This window comes from Variovorax sp. ZS18.2.2 (genome assembly GCF_024701975.1).
Classification (GTDB): Bacteria; Pseudomonadota; Gammaproteobacteria; order Burkholderiales; family Burkholderiaceae_C; genus Variovorax.
Genome location: NZ_JANLNM010000001.1, coordinates 261,782 through 277,622, shown reverse-complemented (window position 1 = coordinate 277,622; position 15,841 = coordinate 261,782). Strand labels below are relative to the sequence as shown.

Here is a 15,841-nt window from a genome sequence, read left to right as displayed (position 1 = left end):
ACCGCCATGAGCCGCATCGCCGCCACGACCTACCCGCTGACCGTCTACTACGACGCCACCTGCCCGCTCTGCGTGGCCGAGATGGGCGCGATGCGCGCACGCGATGCAGGCGGCCGGCTGAACCTCGTCGACTGTTCGCCCCTCGGCTTCACCTCCGGCCCGGCGCCGCGCGAGGCGCTGATGACGGCGATGCACGCGGTCGACGCGGCGGGCCACGTGCTGTCCGGCGTCGCGGCGATCCGCGCCTGCCGCGCCGCCGTTGGCCTGCCCGCTGGCGGCGCACTGCTCGACCTGCCCGTCATCGGCGCGCTCGCCGACCGCGCCTATGCCGTGCTCGCACGCAACCGCTACCGCCTGCCCCGCTGGCTCATCGCACGCCTCGCAAACCGCGGCGCCATCGCGCCCGCCGCCTGTGCCGACGACCACTGCCGCCTCTGAGAGGCTGAGAGGCAATCCGACATGACCGCTCATCCCCCGCAAATGGCCCCACTCTGCGTTGCAAATGCTCGCCATAGCCCGAGCTATGGCTCCGCTTTGCGCCTTGATTGGGCCCATTTGCGGGGGCTGCTCGGCCACGCCGAATTGCCTCTCAGCCTCTGAACCAATCACGCTGTCACGCCCCCAGGGAAACACAAGAACCAACGTCCGAAGGAGCCTCGATGCCCACCGTCTTCCAGCCCGACTTCCGCATGCCGACGCAGGCAACCGAAGCGCCCACGCGCCCCGTCAGCCACTCCGTCACGGCCGAGGACACGCAGGACTACTTCACCGAAGTCGCGGTCGACTACAGCGCCTGGAGCCCGAGCTACAACATGCACTTCGGCTTCTGGCGCGCGGGGCTCAACCCACTGCGCCGCGAAGGCATGCTGGTCGAGATGAACCGCGCCGTCGGCCGCGCACTGCGGCTCGATGAGATGCAGCCCGCCGCGGGCCAACGGCGTTGCGTGATCGACATGGGCTGCGGCGCCGGCGCCACCGCGCGCACGCTGGTCGGCGACGACGCCTCGCTCTACGCAGTCACCGTCACCAACGTGCCCGTGCAGAACCGCATCGCCGCGCGGCTCGATGCGGCGGCCGGCGTGGCCGACCGCGTGGCCCACATCGAAGCCGACTACACCCGCACCGGCCTTCCCACCGCACAGGCCGATGGCGCCTGGGCGGTGGAGAGCGCCTGCTACGCCGAAGGCACCGCCAAGGCCGACTTCGTGCGCGAGGCCGCGCGCCTGCTCAAGCCCGGCGCGCGGCTCGTGGTGGTCGATGGTTTCCTGCTGCGCAAGAACCCCGGCCGCATCGCCGACTGGCTGCACCGCCTCTGGGCCGACAGCTGGGCCGTGCCCACGCTGGCCACGCGCGACGACTTCACCGCGGCGCTGCGCGACAACGGCTTCGAGGACATCGAATTCAAGTCGCTGCGCTGGCGCGTTGCACCGAGCGCGCTGCACATCCCGGTGCTGGCGACGCGCTTCACGCTGGCCGAACTCTGGAAGGCACGCGGCAAGTTGAGCCCGTGGCGCCGCAAGCACATCGTGGCGAGCTATTGCGCGCTCGCGCTGGGCATGTTCTGGCGCGACTTCGACTACTGCATGGTGACCGCCAGGCGCACCGGCTGCTAAAAACACAAGCACAAGAGGAGAAGACGTTTCCATGAGCACCGAACCCGAAGAAAGCAGGCTCTCCGAGCTCGCTCCCATCACCACGGTCAATGCCGGCGAGGACGAAGACAAGCCCCGCCGCCGCATGCCCTTCGCCTGGTTCTGGCCGCTGCTGGTCGGCGCGGCGGCCGCGCTCGTGCTGCGCATCGCCTTCAGCGGCGGGCCGGGCCATCCGTTCTCGGCGATGCTCGGCGCCTTCGTCTATCTGGCGCCCGCGGTGTGTGGCGCAGTCACGGTGTACATGGCCGAACGCATCGAGCGGCGCAGCTGGGGCTACTACATCTGGGCGCCGTGGGTGTCGACTGCGTTGTTCGTCATCGGCACGCTGCTGGTCTTCATCGAGGGGATGATCTGCGCGGTCGTCATCGTGCCGCTCTTCGCCGTCATGGGCAGCGTGGGCGGCCTCGCGATGGGGCTGGTGTGCCGCGTCACCGACTGGCCGAAACGCGCGCTCTACAGCTTCGCGATGCTGCCGCTCGTGCTCGGCGCCATCGAGCCGCACCTGCCCAACCCCGACCAGTTCTCGACCACCTCGCGCACGCTCTTCATTGCCGCGCCGGCCGAGCGCGTGTGGCACGAGTTGAACAATGCGCGCGACATCCGGCCCGCCGAGGTCGACGGCGCCTGGGCCTACCGCATCGGCGTGCCGCTGCCGCTGGCCGGGGTGACCGAGGAGACGCCCGAAGGCCGCGTGCGCAAGGTGCTGTGGCAGAAGAACGTGCACTTCGAGGAGGTCATCACCGAGTGGCAACCCGGCCGCCTGCTGAAGTGGCGCTACCGCTTCGCGCCCGACTCCTTTCCGGCCGGCGCGCTCGACGACCACGTGATGATCGGTGGCCAGTATTTCGACCTGCGCGACTCGGCCTTCACGCTGACCCCGCGCGACGGCGGCACCGAGCTGCGCGTCGACGTGGCGTGGCGCGTGAGCACGCGCTTCAACTGGTATGCGGACCGTGTCGCGGGCTTCCTGCTCGGTGACGGCGCGGAGCACATCCTGCGCTTCTACAAGGCGCGCAGCGAAGGCACCGTGGCGGTGGCGGCACGATGACGACGACACAGCAACCCGTCTTCCAGCAGGCACTCGGTGCGGCCTGGGCACAGCTGGGCGACGTGATCCGCCGTCACTACACGATGACGCCCTTCTCCGACGACTACGTGTGCGTTCGCGGCACCATGAACGAGGTGCATCACGCGCCGTGGGCCGCGCTGCTGATGCCCTTCGGCCGCCTCTTCGGCGCGCTCGTGCCGTACACCGGCACCGACGTGCCGATCGAGGTGCACTACCGCTGCCACCCTGACGATTCCAACCTGTACTGGGACCGCGTCTTCCACTTCGCAGGCCGCCAGCCTTTCCACTTCCGCTCACACATGGAACACACCGCCGCGCATGGCGCCGAGGTGATCGAGTACGTGCGCTTCGGCATCGGCATGCGCCTGGCAGTGAGCACAGAAGACGGCGCGCTGGTGTTCCGCGACCGGGGCTACATCTGGCGCGTCGCGGGCCTGCGCATTCCGTTGCCGCTCGGACTCTTCATGGGCACGGCCTATGTCGAGGAGCGCCCCGACCCAGCGAGCCCCGAGCACTTCACGATGAAGATGCTGCTGCGCCACCGCTGGTTCGGCGACGTGTTCCGCTACAGCGGGCGCTTTCACCTGCCTCCGCACCCGGCGCCGCGCGTGGGATCACAATGAGCGCACCATGCCGCGCCGCCCCGAAAACATCTACTCCCAATACCACGCCCACGTCTACTTCGCCCCCGCCACGGTGGCGCAGGCGCGTGCACTCTGCGAGCGCGCAGGCCATGAACTGATGGTCGTCGTGGGCCGCGTGCACGAGCGGCTCGTGGGCCCGCATCCGCACTGGAGCTGCCAGCTGGCCTTCGATGCGGCCGAGTTCGACCAGGTGATCGAATGGCTCGATGCCAATCGCAATGGCCTGGACATCTTCGTGCACGGCGTGACGGGCGACGACCTGGCCGATCACACGACGCATGCGATGTGGCTCGGCGAGGAAAGCGCGCTCGACCTGCGGATGTTCCGGCGCTAGCGCACGGCTCGCTCAGAACTCCGCGTCGAGCTCGTCGATCTCTTCGGGTTCCTGCTTCGCGGCAGCCACCCATTCCTTCATCGCCGGCAGTTCCATCACGCGCTTGCAGTAGGCCGCGCAGGTGCTGTCGAGCGCCACGTCGTAGCTGAGGAAGCGCGTGACCACCGGCGCGTACATCGCATCGGCAATGCCCGGCTGCTTACCGAACAGGAACGGCCCGCCGTAGGCCTTGAGGCATTCGCGCCAGATGGCAACAATGCGGTCGATGTCGGCCTGCGCGCGCGACCACACCTTGAAGTTCTTGAAGTGCGCCTTGATGTTCATCGGCAGCGCGCCGCGCATCGACGCGAAGCCCGAATGCATCTCGCCGCAGACCGCGCGGCAATGCGCGCGGGCGGCCACCTCGGCCGGCAGCAACCCGGCCTTGGGCTTGATCTCGTTGAGGTATTCGCCAATGGCCAATGTGTCCCACACCTTCACGCTGCCATGCTGCAGCGAGGGCACGAGCATCGACGACGAGAGCAGCAGCATCTCGGCCTTCATGGCCGGATCGTCGGGCGGAATGATCTTCTCGCTGAAATCGAGCCCGGCCAGCCTGCACATCAGCCAGCCGCGCAGCGACCACGCGCCGTAGTTCTTGCTGCTGATGGTGAGAACGGGTTTGGCCATCGGGACGCTCCTTGACATTGCATGCCTGCCTGCAAGCGCCATGCCACGTAGTACGCCGCTTGCTGGCCCACAACTTGCCTGCATCCACGGCATGCTGTACCGGGCCTATCAGAACCAAGCCGACCTTTTCTCGCCCTCGCGGCTCGCAGCGCAGTACTGGGGCAAGGCGCTCTGGAAGGACGGAACGGACCGCACCATGATGCGGCGCCTCGCTGCCCAATTCGAGGTGTTCTCGCGCATGCGGCTGACCCACTCGCGGCCCGCCTACGGCATCGATTCGGTCATGGTCGACGGCACCGAAGTCGTTGTCCACGAAGAGAAAACCTTGACCGCGCCTTTTGGAACGCTGTTGCACTTTCGCAAGGACATCCGGGCCGTGCACCCGCCCGTGCTTCTGGTTGCACCACTGTCGGGCCATTTCGCGACGCTGCTGCGCGAAACCGTGCGCACGCTGCTGCGCGACCACGACGTGTACCTGACCGATTGGCACAACGCGCGCGACGTGCCGCTGTGGCATGGCGGCTTCAGCCTCGACGACTACACGCTGCAGCTCATCAAGTTCCTCGAAGCCATCGGCCCCGGCGCGCACATGGTGGCGGTCTGCCAGCCCTGCGTGGCCGCGCTGGCCGCCACCGCGCTCATGGCCGAGGACGACAACCCCGCCACGCCGCGCAGCCTCACGCTGATGGCGGGCCCGGTCGATTGCCGCATCAACCCGACGGGCGTGAACGTGCTCGCGACCAGCAAGCCCATCGAATGGTTCCGCCGCAACCTCATCAGCCATGTGCCGTGGCCGCACGCGGGCGCGATGCGGCGCGTGTACCCCGGCTTCCTGCAGCTCTCGGCCTTCATGAGCATGAACCCCGAGCGCCACAAGAAGCAGTTCCAGGACATGTTCCTCCACCTCGTCGAAGGCGACATCGAGAAGGCCCGCACCATCGGCACCTTCTACGACGAATACCTCGCGGTGAACGACCTGCCGGCCGAGTTCTACCTGGAGACGGTGGAGCGCGTGTTCCAGACCTACGACCTGCCGCGCGGCGTGCTCACCGTGGGCGACCGCACCGTGAACCCGGCAGCCATCCGCCGCACCGCGCTGCTCACGGTGGAAGGCGAGCGCGACGACATCTGCGCGGTCGGCCAGACGGTGGCCGCGCAAGACCTCTGCACCGGCATCCGGCCGTACCTCAAGACGCACCACCTGCAGGCGGGCGTCGGGCACTACGGCGTGTTCAGCGGCAGCAAGTGGAACGCGCAGATCTATCCGCGGGTGCGCGAGACCATTCACGCAGCAGCCGAGCTGCACTGATCCCGCGGTTCAAACCCGACGGGCTGTCCGCCGGCCCGCAGGTACTTCCAGTACGCCACATACCCCGACAGGTAGTGCTCCACATCGTCGATGCGCACGCGGAAGCTGTGGTGGCGGATGAAGAAGCTGCCCACGATGCGTGCCGGATTCCTGAAGAACATCGCGAGCTCGGGCCAGAAGTGCCCCGTCAGCAGGTAGCGCGCACGCTGCTCCAGCGCACGGTAGAACTTCTCGATGTCGAAGCCTTCGAGCAGGTGCGCATGCACGGGGTCGGCCTGCAGGCGCGTGATCATCTTCTGCGCCGCCATCATCAGTTCCAGCAGCGTGGGAAAGGTGGTGATGCGGTCCAGCACGAAGTCCAGGTGGCCGCGCACGTTGTCCAGGCCGAAGCGGTGGTAGCGCTCCTCGGACCGGTAGAGCGTGAGCTCGTTGACGCAGTAACTCAGCCAGTGGTCGTGCGCCTCCCAGTGCCGGGCCTCGATGAAGTGTTCGAACGCCTTCTCGACCGCTTGCAGCCAGCGGGGATCGCGGGTCAGGCCATACAGACGCATGAGGCCGAAGGCGGCTTCGCCGTCGTAATAGATGATGCGGTTCTCCTCCTTGACGCTGAGGTCGGGATGGTTGAGCACGTGAACGAAACGGCCGGTTGCAGCGTCCTGCATGTGCACGATGCCCAGGGCCAGCTGCGCCAGCAGCGGCAGGTACTGCGCGTCGCCGGTGAGCTCGGTGTACTTGACCATGGCCAGCAGGCACACGGCATTGCCGCCCAGCTTGATCTCGTCGTCGATGTCGACCAGAAAGGCCGCCTCCTCGCCACCGGGCAGGGTGAGGCGCCGGATGAGCTTGCCGGTCAGGTAGCCCAGCGCGCGGTCGATGGCCGCCTTGTGTTCGGGCCGGCGCGTCAGCTCCCAGCCTTCGAGCAGCGCGAAGGTGGAGCTCGCATGGCGCAGCGCGTTGTAGGTGGGAATGGCGCGGTCGAAGCAGGGAAACCAGCCGTAGTGGTACGCCCCGGACGGCTTGACCTGCCGCGCCAGGTAGGCGGTGCTGGTCGCCACGATGCCGTGCACACGGTCGGCATCCCATGTCGCCATGCGGCGATGGCCCCGGCCGATCCCCTGGTGTTCGATGGCATGCAGTTCCTTGCCGTCGGTGAACACTGCACGCGTGTCGAAGACCCAGACCGGCTGCTGCGCCTCGGTGGGCCACTGCAGCTCCCGCCCATAGCGGTGCTGGCCGAAGAGCTGGAGGTTGACCGGATTGGGCGTCGCCTCGTCGAACTTTCCGTCGTACAGCACGGCATGCGCGCCGATGTCCTGCTCCAGCATGGCCACCGACAGTTCGGCGTCGAATGCGATGCCATGGCGAAAGTAGTTGCGCTTGGTCGTCTTCAAGGCCTGCGTGAGCGCCTGCCAACTCATGGCCTGCACGGTGTGCACCACGTCCACGCGCAGCCAGATGGGGGCGCTGCCCTGCTTGCGCAGCCAGGTCTGGAGCCGCTGCGCGCCGCGACGCCACACTTCCTCGAAGTTCTTGCCGCGCACCGTCACCACGTGCGCGCGCTCCTTGCCGTTGCAGACCGACATGAACAGAACGCCCACGGCCGGCGCGGTCACGCATTCGTCCCACGTGGCGACAAGCGCCGGCCTGGCCGACGCCAGCAGTTCACCAAGGCTCATCGCGCGTTTCCCCTGACCGCTTCTTCGTACTCCTGCGGGTCTCCGCAGAAGATGATCTCGCTGCGGTCGATCACTTCGTAGACAACGCGCCCGCCCTTCTGGATCAGCGCGTTGTAGCAAGGCGCGATGTAGTACTCGCCCCGGGTCATCGCCCGGTTCGCGCGCTGGTGCTCGAAGGCTTCGTTGAAGACCCGCGCGTCGGCGAAGTGGTAGAGGCCATCGCTGCACAGGTTGGAGATGCGCTCTTTCTCCGTCGTCCGGAGCACCGCATGGCCCGGGCCGGGCTCCACGAACGACCAGTGATCGCCTTCCCCCTCGAACACCTCCAGGTAGCCCAGCGCATCGGCCGCCAGTGCCGACTTGCGAAATCCCGGCCGGATCGTGTCGATGTTGAAGACGTAGAGGGCATCGTCGGAACGCACCTGCTGCAGCCCCCGGTGCACCGAGTCGGCCTGGCCTGACGTGTCGCCTTCCAGTTCGACGATGCGGAATTCCCTGACGCCCAGGCTCTTCAACTCCTGCCTCAGGTACCCCGCGATGTCGTGGTCGCGCCGCACCACGAAGAGAAAAAGATCGTCCTCGAAGTAGTGCTCGAACGACTTCACGACATGGAAGAAAACCGTCTGCCCGTGCAGCGGCAGCCGGTACTTGGGCAGCGCATAGCCGGCCTCCGTGAAACGGCGGCTCTTGCCCATCATGGGAATGACAAACATTTTTCTCAGTGCTCCATTTGCTCGTAAAGGCGCAATGCATTGGCGAGCATCGCGCGCTGGCGGCGCGGTGTGTCCTGGTGCAGCGGCAGCATCGACAGAAACAGCATGACGGTGACTGGCGCGACGTGGCGCGCCGTCATGCCGTTCAGCAACGGCAGCCCGGCGAACAGTTTTTGAATGGCGGCCGCGTCCTCGTCGGCATGGATGCGCAGCTGGAAGTCCAGCCCCGTGCCGTCGTCGATGTCGAAGGCATCGGCCACGATGTAGTCGTACAGGCCCAGCACCGAATGCGCGACCTTCGCGAGGTCGTAGCGCAGGTCGCCCACGAGCCGCGCCTCGCCGCGGAAATTGAGGCCGCGTGGGTCGATCACCTTGATGCAGTCCGAGCGCGTGTCGAACAGGATGTTGCTGAAGCACAGGTCGCCATGCATCACGCCCGGCACCAGCGGCACGCGCGCCGCGGCCTCGATGCAGCGCGCGAGGATGGCCGAGAGCGACGGCAACGCACGGCCGTTCAGCCGCGTGGGCGCCGACACGCTCAGGCCGCAACTGTCGGCATAGGCGTTCATGCGCGCCCGGGTCTTTTCCACGAGCATGCCGTGGCTGTCTTCGGCCACCCGCTGCCGCGCGTCGTCGGTCAGGGGCACCGCCGACTGGCAGGCCGCCAGCCAGTCGGCCAGATGTTTGAAGACGCGCGACCAGAACGCCGTCGAGTTGCAGCCGTGCACGTACAGCTCGTTGAGCGGCGCCATGCACATGTACTCCAGTTCGTAGCCGTAGCCATCGGGTGCGACCGGGCCGTGGTCCAGCAGCTGCGGCGCGTACACGCGCAGGCGCGGCGGCAGTGCGCCGAACCACTGCGCCTCCGCCTTGATCTTCTCGGCGGGGCGGCCCGTCTTGCGCACGCGGCGATCGCCGATCGCGAGGTCGTTGAACGCGCGCTGCGTGGTGATCTGCGCGCGCGAGCGGTAGAAGGTGTTGACGTGCCCGAAGTCCGACCACTTTTCGGTGTGCACGCGCTCCAGGTAGCAGGCCTCGTCGTAGGCCGAGACGGCCTTCTCGAACGACCCGCGCGCCGCGACCAAACACCTGGCCAGGCGTCCCACCGAGTGAAAGGCGAAGTAGCCGCACCAGACGCGCGTGCCGGCGTCCGGGCCGGGGTCGACGTGCCAGTTGTAGTCGTCCGCGGACTCCGCCACGCAGAGGCAATCCCAGGCGGCCGGAAGGTCCTGGATCAGCGTGTCGCCGTGCAGGATGCGCAGCCCCTCGTCGTAGTTGCCGATGGTGTTGATCGAGAACAGCACCGAATCGGCCAACGTGAGCCCGTCGGGCACGCGCAGCACCTGCACCGCCTGTGCCTGCAGCGCACGCACGTCGCGGTGAGGGATGGCGTAGCTCTCGGGCAGCGAGAGATAGATGCTCTCGCCGGGAAAGCGCGCCTGCAGCACCGAGAACTGCCGCAGGAACAGGCGGCGGTTGCCCACCGGAAGAAAAGCCGGCGGCAGGCGGCCGAATTCCGATTGCAGTTCCGAATCGACGTAGGCGGCGGAAGTGATGACGATCACTGGGCCTGCCCCAGATCGATGGCGAGGAATTGTTTGACCTCCGCCCCCGAAATCGAATAGGACGCCAATGCGCGTTGCACGATTTTCATCAGCCGGGGGTTGTGGATCGCGGCGCGCTGGTCTTCATTGGCCCAGGCATACGGCGGCAGGTTCTTTTCCTGGCCCACCACGTCGTCTTCCGCATCCAGCCCTTCCAGGATCTTCAACATCAAGGACCGGCCGCGCCAGATGTTGTCCTTGATCACCGGTGTGCCATCGGCGAATTTCCGGTCCCGCAATTCCGGGGGAATGATCATGGGGAATTCCTTTTTCTTGATGAGTTCCGCCAACCGGTTCCAGAAATGCCTGACGTCATAAGGATTTGGATTGAGAAAAACCTGCTCGTTCAATTCCTGCAAAGACGAAGGCAATGGCGTGCTCCACAATTTCGAATTGCGATCGTTCTCCGCCAGCGTGACCCATTCCGCCCATTTCGCCATTCCCTCCAGGAACCAGCTCGCGCGGAACATGGTGTAGCCGTATTGGTAGAGATGGAATAATTCATGCGGAATCAAAAAATCCTTCACCCGCTCGTGATTCCCTTTCAACGCGGAATTGATGGCCATCGAAATCGAGCATTTGTCGGCCCGGATGCGACTGCCCGGATAGCGGATCACCGCCGAAAAAGACAGGCCCCGCTTGTCCGTTATTTCGGGGCTGTAGACATCGAAGTTCATGAAATCGATGTCGATGGATTCGGCCTGTCGGAATCTCGGACTGGTAAGCGGGTCGCGGAAGCCGTTGCGGTTGAAGATCTGCCGGACGGTGTCCAAATGGAGTGCCGCATCCTCGACGATATCGGGCACACCATTGCGATTGATATCTGCATTGCTATACAGCGCGTGAGGGCCCGATTGCGTATAGAACACGCGGATGCCATTGAGTTCGAATTTTTGCTCCAATTCGAGCCGGTGCTGGTTTTTTGAATTCCTGCATCCCGGTGCTTCCTGCAATTCCCTGGCGGACACCGAAGGCACGCAGGCGGCATAGGCGATGGCGCCACCCGCAAGAATCTGCCTCCACGGCAATCGGATGGCTGGCATCGGGGCGCCTGTTGCAGATATTCGCATGGTTATTCCGGCGAATTATTCAATTCAGGGAATTCCAGAGCAATCTATCCATTTCGCTCGATGGTCCCGAGGGCAAATCGATGGAAAGCAATTTCCGCAATTCATTCCTCCCGTAGGACGCCGCAGGCATCGCCTCGACCGGCACGATGTTTTCGAGGGGGCGCCGCCGCACGCCCTGGAACAGAAGGGAATGCGCGAGCGAGCAGTGCGAGCGCAGCCGCCTCGGAAATCCGAACCACTTCTCATCGATGGCCTGGGTCTGGATCTTCAGCGTATTGGCATAGCAGCCTATGGCCTCGGGCGACCCGATGGCGAATTGATCGCCCGCATAAAGCGTTTTGGTGACCATCAGGTGATTGAAATAAATGATGCGCTGTTTGCGGCATTCTTCGGCCATCTTTATCCAGTCCGGCTTTTTGCCGCTCGCCCGGAATGTGCGGTCCGGCCTGATTCTGAGCACGAGATCGTAGGTGCCGCCGCCGTCCATCATCAGGCGGTGCGCTTCCTGAATCTTGTAGAACATCTTGCGCTGGTTGTTCGTGTCGTTCTCGAATTCAGGTCTTTGATGATTTTCGATGACCACTGCTGCGTCATTTCCGTAGATCGCTTTGATCTCTGGCTCATTGATCGTCGAAGATACGGCGAGCATCGAAAAGAAATTCGGGTAGGCCTTTTTCATCGCTTCAAGGCCATATTGAAATCCCGCCTGTTTATAGGCTTGGGCAAATGCCGCATGCTTGAATATGCGATCGACACCATTGCCCGACAGTGGATCGGGAAATCGCCAACCGGTGTCTTCCCAGGTATGGACGAAATATTTCACCCGATGCCCGTCGAGATGCAGGTGCTTCCAGGTTTCGAAAGCTTCTGCGTAACCTCGCATCTGGCCCGAGATGCAGACGGCAATATCGAGCTGCTGCCTGTCCAATTCCCGACTCGGGTGCTCGATGGCGGCGCCAAAGGCTCGAGAAATTCTTGCGCTGGACAGCGCCGCGCCACCATTTTCAGCCGCAACAGATTCGCGCGCCTGATGAAGCGCACAATCGTAGACCGCCTCATCCAGCAATGCGTACCCCAGTATCAGCACACGGCAGATGGCCTCGTCCTTCAGGCGCCGGATTCCTTTTTCGTCCTGCAGGATATCGGCGACGAATTCCCTGAATATCTTTCCGTTGGCGGGAAGTGCGGTCTGAAAGAATTTGCACAGGGTTTCGTGGTTCTGGCTTTCAAAGAAATCGATCAGGATTTCTTTTTGAATATCTTCCCCGTAGCCCTCGAACCCTTCAATTGCCAATTTCAATGCAATTGCGTCCTGAAGATTTTCGAACGATTTCTCCTCGATCACGGGCCGGGCAATACCGGCAATGCTTTTATAGGTCGCCGCATGATGCCTTTTCAATCCCGCCAGATAGGTGGCGAATTCAAAAGGAAACGCATCGATCACCTGCTCCAGCCGCCGCGCCAGCTGCGCGATCTGCCCCGCGATCAACTGCGTGAATGCGACATCCATCCCCTTCATATCCTTCTGGAACGCCTCCTTCCACGGTTCGCTGGCCCGCAGTTCCAGCGCCGCATTGACGTTGCCCGAAAGAATCAGCGCGTCCTGGTACCTCGGAAGAATCTCGTTCCTGAACGCGTGGTCTTCCTTCAGCGCGCTGCGCAGGCGATACAGGCTCAGCTCCAGCTGGTCCGACTTGCTGAAGGCGTGCAGGTCGGCGTCGATGTCCGCGGCGGATTTCCACGCGCTGGAACCGTTCATGTCACCGGTGGGCATCGGTCAGTCCGCCGCCGCGAAGGCATCCGACTTCTGGAACACCGGGAGCCACGGCTCGGCCAGCATGTGGAATTCCGGGCCCGGGTTCAGGCCCATCAGCAGGTGGGCGCGGCTGGAGGGCTCGTTGCTGCGGTTCACGGCGCGGTGGTTCACGTCCACCCGCACCAGCCAGGCCGAGCCGTCGGCGGGCAGGTGCACGCTCTCGATGCTGCCGTCGGCGCGCTGCCACTCGAAGAAGCAGTTCGGGTTGGTGATGATCGGGATGTGCAGGCGCCAGGTTTCCCGGAGCGCATCGGTGTGCAGCGGCATCTCCGCGCCTTCGCTCTCCAGCTGCATGATGCGCGCGCGGAATGGCGCAAGGCCCGCGTCGCGCAAGGCATCCATCACATCGGCCAGGTAGCCCGAGCAGGCGTCCGTCGGCGCGGTGCCGGGCACGAAAGGCTGCTTGCCGGGAATGCGGCGGATGCCGTCGGTCAACGTGCCGTCGCGGCTCGTCACGGCCCAGCCGATGTAGTCGACGCGGTTGTCGCGGTACGGCATCGACGGCAGCGTGCAGACATGGTCCAGGAAATGGCGCCGCAGCGCATCGGCATCGATGCGGAAGCTGGCCAGCCTCGCGAACATGACATCTCGTGATTGCTTCATGCGTGTTCTCCTCGTTCCTCTTTCTTGTCGGGCTGCCATCGCAAACCGATGGCGCGGATCGCGCGAGCGCATGCGATGGGCAAGGCTGCGCGCGCAAGCGCGTGGTCAGCGGGCGAGAAGCCCGGACCTACGCGATGGAGGCGAGAGACTGGGGCGGCCGCGCGGGCCGCTCGAGGAAGGTCAGCGAGAAGAACGCCGGTGCGAATTCCGGCTGCGATGCCGGCAGCGGCGCGAAGCCGAACAGGTGCTCGACGAACGGGGCTTCGATGCTGTGGCCGAGGTCGAGGTCCGCGTCGTCCGCGGGCTGCGTGGCAACGGACGCGCCCACTGCATCGACCGCATCGGCCGTTGCGGATGCGTCGGCAAAGAGCATGTGCGCCACTTCGTCGCGCTGGTTCGCCGCGTCGACCAGGCCCTGCGCGAACACGGCAAGGCCGTGGCAGCACAGAAGGATCGCGAACACGGCAGCGACGAGCGGGCGAGGCATGTGCGGCGCATCTTAGCCGTGGCTACGGCTGGCGTCGAACGCGTGTTCCCCGAGTGACACGGCGCGCTTTGGGCTCTCCACTTTGGGGCAATCGGTTACGCAGTAATGCGATGAGTTCCTGCGCCACCACATTGCGCATCGGCCCCGGCAGGTAGGCCAGCACCACGCGGCGCTCGATGCGCGGCTTCAGGAGCGGCACCACCACCAGTTCGGGGTCGCGCAGCGACGAGGTGTACAGCTGCGGCATCAGCCCCAGCGCCAGGCCGCTGCGCACCAGCGCGTAGAGCGTTTCGGAATAGCTCACGCGGTAGGGCTCGGCGCCCTGCGCGAACTGCGCGCGCGCCGGGTTGCCCAGCGCCGGCATGCTGCCGCTCTCGAACAGCACGAGGCGCTCCTTGCCGATGGCCTCCCAGTTCGCGTCACCGGCTGCGGCCAGCGGGTGATCGCGGCGCACCACCAGCACCAGCGGATCGCGGAACAGGTCGATGCAGGTCAGGCCGTTCGGCGGCTCGGTGATGGCGGCCACCGCCATGTCGAGCTGGCCGCTGCGCAGCTCGGCCAGCAGCGTGGTCGAGGGCGCATCGCGCCAGGCCAGCTCGACCTCGCGCTGGCCGTCCTGCTGGAGGAATTCGCTGACCGCCGCAGCAACGCGCGCGCTGGCCGACGGGATCACGCCCACGCGCACGAAGGCGCGGCCGCGCTGCACCGTGCTCTCGATGTCGCGCAGCGCCACCTCGAAGGCGTTGACGAGAAAGTCGGTGCGCGCCAGCACCTCGGCGCCCACGGGCGTGAGTTCGAGGCGATGGGTGGAACGGGTGAGCAATTCGGCGCCGAGCAGCTTTTCCATCTGCTTGATGGCATTGCTGAGCGCGGGCTGCGTGATGGCCAGGCGCCGTGCCGCGCGGCCGAACTGCCCTTCTTCCACCAGCACCGAGAAGAACTGCAACTGGCGCAGCGTGAGCGCACGCAGGGGCAAGGCGGCCGTGGCCATGGCGTCTCCAGTCAGCGGTGGTTATTGATCCGGTGAATCAAATTATAGAAATTCAAAATTTTCCTTATGAGCTTCGGCTCCCTAGACTGGTCAGCATGACCAGCCCCTCCCCGTCGCCGTCGTCCTCCTTCACGCTGGAATCGTTCCTCCGCGCGATCCCCAAGGTCGAGCTGCACTGCCACCTGTTCGGCACCGTGCGCCACGAGACCTTCAAGCAGCTGAACCTGCGCGCCGGCGCGCCGCTGGCGGCCGACGAGATCGAGGGCTTCTACACGCGCGGAGAAAAGCCCGTCGGCGTGCTGCGCGTGCTGCGCGCGCTCGACGCGCAGCTGGTGCGCGGCCCGGGTGACCTGTACCAGCTCACGCTCGAATACCTGCAGGATGCGGCCTCGCACAACGTGCGCTACGCGGAGTTCTTCTGGAACCCGACCGGCACGGTGCACGACTCGGGCATTCCCTACGCGCTGGCGCAGGCCGCGATCGTGCGCGCGATACAGGATGCGCAGCAGGAGTTCGGCATCACCGGCCGGCTCATCGCCGCCATCGACCGCGAGGCCAGCCCCGAGGCGGCGGTGGAGATGGTCGAGTGGGTCAAGGCGCACCGCTGCGACGAGGTGATCGGCATCGGCATCGACTACCGCGAGGTCGACCGGCCGCCCGAGCTCTTCACCGAGGCCTATGCCGCGGCGAAGAAGGCGGGCCTGAAAACCACCGCGCATGCCGGCGAGTTCGGCATGCCCTGGACCAACGTGCGCACCGCGCTCGACGTGCTGCAGGTGGACCGCATCGACCACGGCTACACGGTGGTCGACCAGCCCGGCTTCGCGCGCGAATGCGCCGAGCGCGGCGTGCTCTTCACCGTGGTGCCGACCAACTCGTACTACCTGCGCACGCTGCCGCCCGAGCGTTGGGCGCTGGATCACCCGATCCGCCGCATGCCGGGCCTGGGCCTGCGCATCCACCCCAACACCGACGACCCGACGCTGCACAGGGTCACGCCCACCGGGGCCTGGCTGATGATGGTGCGCGACTTCGGCTTTGACCTCGACGACCTGCGCGGCTTCATGCACAACGGCCTGGACGGCGCATGGATTGACGACAGCCAACGCCGCGAATGGCGCACGCAGTGGAGCGAGGCGTTCGACACGCTGCGCGCCCGCCTTGACGCCGAACCCACGCCTTCCACCTTCGAATGAACCACGCC

Annotated in this window: 16 protein-coding genes; 7 read left to right on the top strand and 9 right to left on the bottom strand. The window is 65.4% G+C overall.

The window, feature by feature from the left end; genetic code table 11:
• The first annotated feature begins 6 nt into the window (after window positions 1-6).
• The 5 genes from NU688_RS01375 (at window position 7) to NU688_RS01355 (ending at window position 3,699) form a co-directional block, all read left to right on the top strand.
• Window positions 7-438, top strand: coding sequence for a thiol-disulfide oxidoreductase DCC family protein (locus tag NU688_RS01375; RefSeq protein ID WP_257858769.1), 432 nt, complete (start codon window positions 7-9; stop codon window positions 436-438).
• 221 nt (window positions 439-659) lie between these two features.
• Window positions 660-1,613 (top strand): methyltransferase domain-containing protein, encoded by a 954-nt coding sequence (locus NU688_RS01370; protein WP_257858768.1) that lies wholly within the window; start codon window positions 660-662, stop codon window positions 1,611-1,613.
• Window positions 1,614-1,644: 31 nt separating this feature from the next.
• Window positions 1,645-2,700, top strand: coding sequence for an SRPBCC domain-containing protein (locus NU688_RS01365; protein ID WP_257858767.1), 1,056 nt, complete (start codon window positions 1,645-1,647; stop codon window positions 2,698-2,700).
• A complete protein-coding gene (locus NU688_RS01360; RefSeq protein ID WP_257858765.1) occupies window positions 2,697-3,344 on the top strand; it encodes a DUF4166 domain-containing protein in 648 nt (215 codons plus the stop codon). The genes NU688_RS01365 and NU688_RS01360 overlap by 4 nt, the downstream gene beginning before the upstream one ends.
• Before the next feature lie 7 nt (window positions 3,345-3,351).
• Window positions 3,352-3,699, top strand: coding sequence for a DOPA 4,5-dioxygenase family protein (locus NU688_RS01355; RefSeq protein WP_257858763.1), 348 nt, complete (start codon window positions 3,352-3,354; stop codon window positions 3,697-3,699).
• A 12-nt stretch (window positions 3,700-3,711) separates the two neighbouring features.
• Here the strand turns inward: NU688_RS01355 and NU688_RS01350 are convergent, their stop codons facing one another.
• Entirely contained in the window at window positions 3,712-4,368 is a 657-nt protein-coding gene (locus tag NU688_RS01350) for a glutathione S-transferase (RefSeq protein WP_257858762.1), read from the bottom strand.
• A 91-nt stretch (window positions 4,369-4,459) separates the two neighbouring features.
• Between NU688_RS01350 and NU688_RS01345 the strand changes: the two genes are divergently transcribed.
• Complete coding sequence (locus NU688_RS01345; protein WP_257860476.1) at window positions 4,460-5,677, top strand: polyhydroxyalkanoate depolymerase; 1,218 nt, start codon at window positions 4,460-4,462, stop codon at window positions 5,675-5,677.
• Here NU688_RS01345 and NU688_RS01340 read toward each other — a convergent pair.
• The 8 genes from NU688_RS01340 to NU688_RS01305 all read right to left on the bottom strand — a co-directional run bounded on the left by NU688_RS01340 (window position 5,653) and on the right by NU688_RS01305 (window position 14,637).
• Window positions 5,653-7,353, bottom strand: coding sequence for a glycoside hydrolase family 127 protein (locus NU688_RS01340; RefSeq protein WP_257858761.1), 1,701 nt, complete (start codon window positions 7,351-7,353; stop codon window positions 5,653-5,655). The genes NU688_RS01345 and NU688_RS01340 overlap by 25 nt on opposite strands.
• The gene (locus tag NU688_RS01335) at window positions 7,350-8,066 is read right to left on the bottom strand and encodes a glycosyltransferase family 2 protein (RefSeq protein ID WP_257858759.1); all 717 of its coding nucleotides are present in this window, start codon (window positions 8,064-8,066) and stop codon (window positions 7,350-7,352) included. The genes NU688_RS01340 and NU688_RS01335 overlap by 4 nt, the downstream gene beginning before the upstream one ends.
• A 5-nt stretch (window positions 8,067-8,071) precedes the next feature.
• Window positions 8,072-9,631 (bottom strand): aminoglycoside phosphotransferase family protein, encoded by a 1,560-nt coding sequence (locus tag NU688_RS01330; protein WP_257858758.1) that lies wholly within the window; start codon window positions 9,629-9,631, stop codon window positions 8,072-8,074.
• The gene (locus tag NU688_RS01325; RefSeq protein ID WP_257858756.1) at window positions 9,628-10,713 is read right to left on the bottom strand and encodes a hypothetical protein; all 1,086 of its coding nucleotides are present in this window, start codon (window positions 10,711-10,713) and stop codon (window positions 9,628-9,630) included. Before NU688_RS01325 ends, NU688_RS01330 begins: the two co-directional genes overlap by 4 nt.
• Window positions 10,714-10,759: 46 nt before the next feature.
• Window positions 10,760-12,514 carry a hypothetical protein gene (locus NU688_RS01320; protein WP_257858755.1) on the bottom strand — a complete coding sequence of 585 codons (1,755 nt, stop codon included), beginning with the start codon at window positions 12,512-12,514 and terminating at the stop codon, window positions 10,760-10,762.
• 3 nt (window positions 12,515-12,517) lie between these two features.
• The gene (locus NU688_RS01315) at window positions 12,518-13,159 is read right to left on the bottom strand and encodes an aspartyl/asparaginyl beta-hydroxylase domain-containing protein (RefSeq protein ID WP_257858754.1); all 642 of its coding nucleotides are present in this window, start codon (window positions 13,157-13,159) and stop codon (window positions 12,518-12,520) included.
• Window positions 13,160-13,286: 127 nt separating this feature from the next.
• A complete protein-coding gene (locus tag NU688_RS01310; RefSeq protein WP_257858753.1) occupies window positions 13,287-13,646 on the bottom strand; it encodes a hypothetical protein in 360 nt (119 codons plus the stop codon).
• Between the two features lie 22 nt (window positions 13,647-13,668).
• Window positions 13,669-14,637, bottom strand: coding sequence for a LysR family transcriptional regulator (locus NU688_RS01305; protein ID WP_257858751.1), 969 nt, complete (start codon window positions 14,635-14,637; stop codon window positions 13,669-13,671).
• Between the two features lie 95 nt (window positions 14,638-14,732).
• Here NU688_RS01305 and NU688_RS01300 point away from each other — a divergent pair, with 95 nt between their 5' ends.
• Complete coding sequence (locus NU688_RS01300) at window positions 14,733-15,833, top strand: adenosine deaminase (protein WP_257858750.1); 1,101 nt, start codon at window positions 14,733-14,735, stop codon at window positions 15,831-15,833.
• Window positions 15,834-15,841 lie beyond the last annotated feature (8 nt).

Bases quoted from the DNA above. Each gene is read 5' to 3' on its own strand.
- NU688_RS01355 (WP_257858763.1), top strand. From the start codon at position 3,352: ATGCCGCGCCGCCCCGAAAACATCTACTCCCAATACCACGCCCACGTC.
- NU688_RS01320 (WP_257858755.1), bottom strand. From the start codon at position 12,514: ATGCCCACCGGTGACATGAACGGTTCCAGCGCGTGGAAATCCGCCGCG.
- NU688_RS01315 (WP_257858754.1), bottom strand. From the start codon at position 13,159: ATGAAGCAATCACGAGATGTCATGTTCGCGAGGCTGGCCAGCTTCCGC.
- NU688_RS01365 (WP_257858767.1), top strand. From the start codon at position 1,645: ATGAGCACCGAACCCGAAGAAAGCAGGCTCTCCGAGCTCGCTCCCATC.
- NU688_RS01305 (WP_257858751.1), bottom strand. From the start codon at position 14,637: ATGGCCACGGCCGCCTTGCCCCTGCGTGCGCTCACGCTGCGCCAGTTG.
- NU688_RS01300 (WP_257858750.1), top strand. From the start codon at position 14,733: ATGACCAGCCCCTCCCCGTCGCCGTCGTCCTCCTTCACGCTGGAATCG.
- NU688_RS01335 (WP_257858759.1), bottom strand. From the start codon at position 8,066: ATGTTTGTCATTCCCATGATGGGCAAGAGCCGCCGTTTCACGGAGGCC.
- NU688_RS01340 (WP_257858761.1), bottom strand. From the start codon at position 7,353: ATGAGCCTTGGTGAACTGCTGGCGTCGGCCAGGCCGGCGCTTGTCGCC.
- NU688_RS01370 (WP_257858768.1), top strand. From the start codon at position 660: ATGCCCACCGTCTTCCAGCCCGACTTCCGCATGCCGACGCAGGCAACC.
- NU688_RS01375 (WP_257858769.1), top strand. From the start codon at position 7: ATGAGCCGCATCGCCGCCACGACCTACCCGCTGACCGTCTACTACGAC.
- NU688_RS01310 (WP_257858753.1), bottom strand. From the start codon at position 13,646: ATGCCTCGCCCGCTCGTCGCTGCCGTGTTCGCGATCCTTCTGTGCTGC.
- NU688_RS01350 (WP_257858762.1), bottom strand. From the start codon at position 4,368: ATGGCCAAACCCGTTCTCACCATCAGCAGCAAGAACTACGGCGCGTGG.
- NU688_RS01325 (WP_257858756.1), bottom strand. From the start codon at position 10,713: ATGCCAGCCATCCGATTGCCGTGGAGGCAGATTCTTGCGGGTGGCGCC.
- NU688_RS01345 (WP_257860476.1), top strand. From the start codon at position 4,460: ATGCTGTACCGGGCCTATCAGAACCAAGCCGACCTTTTCTCGCCCTCG.
- NU688_RS01360 (WP_257858765.1), top strand. From the start codon at position 2,697: ATGACGACGACACAGCAACCCGTCTTCCAGCAGGCACTCGGTGCGGCC.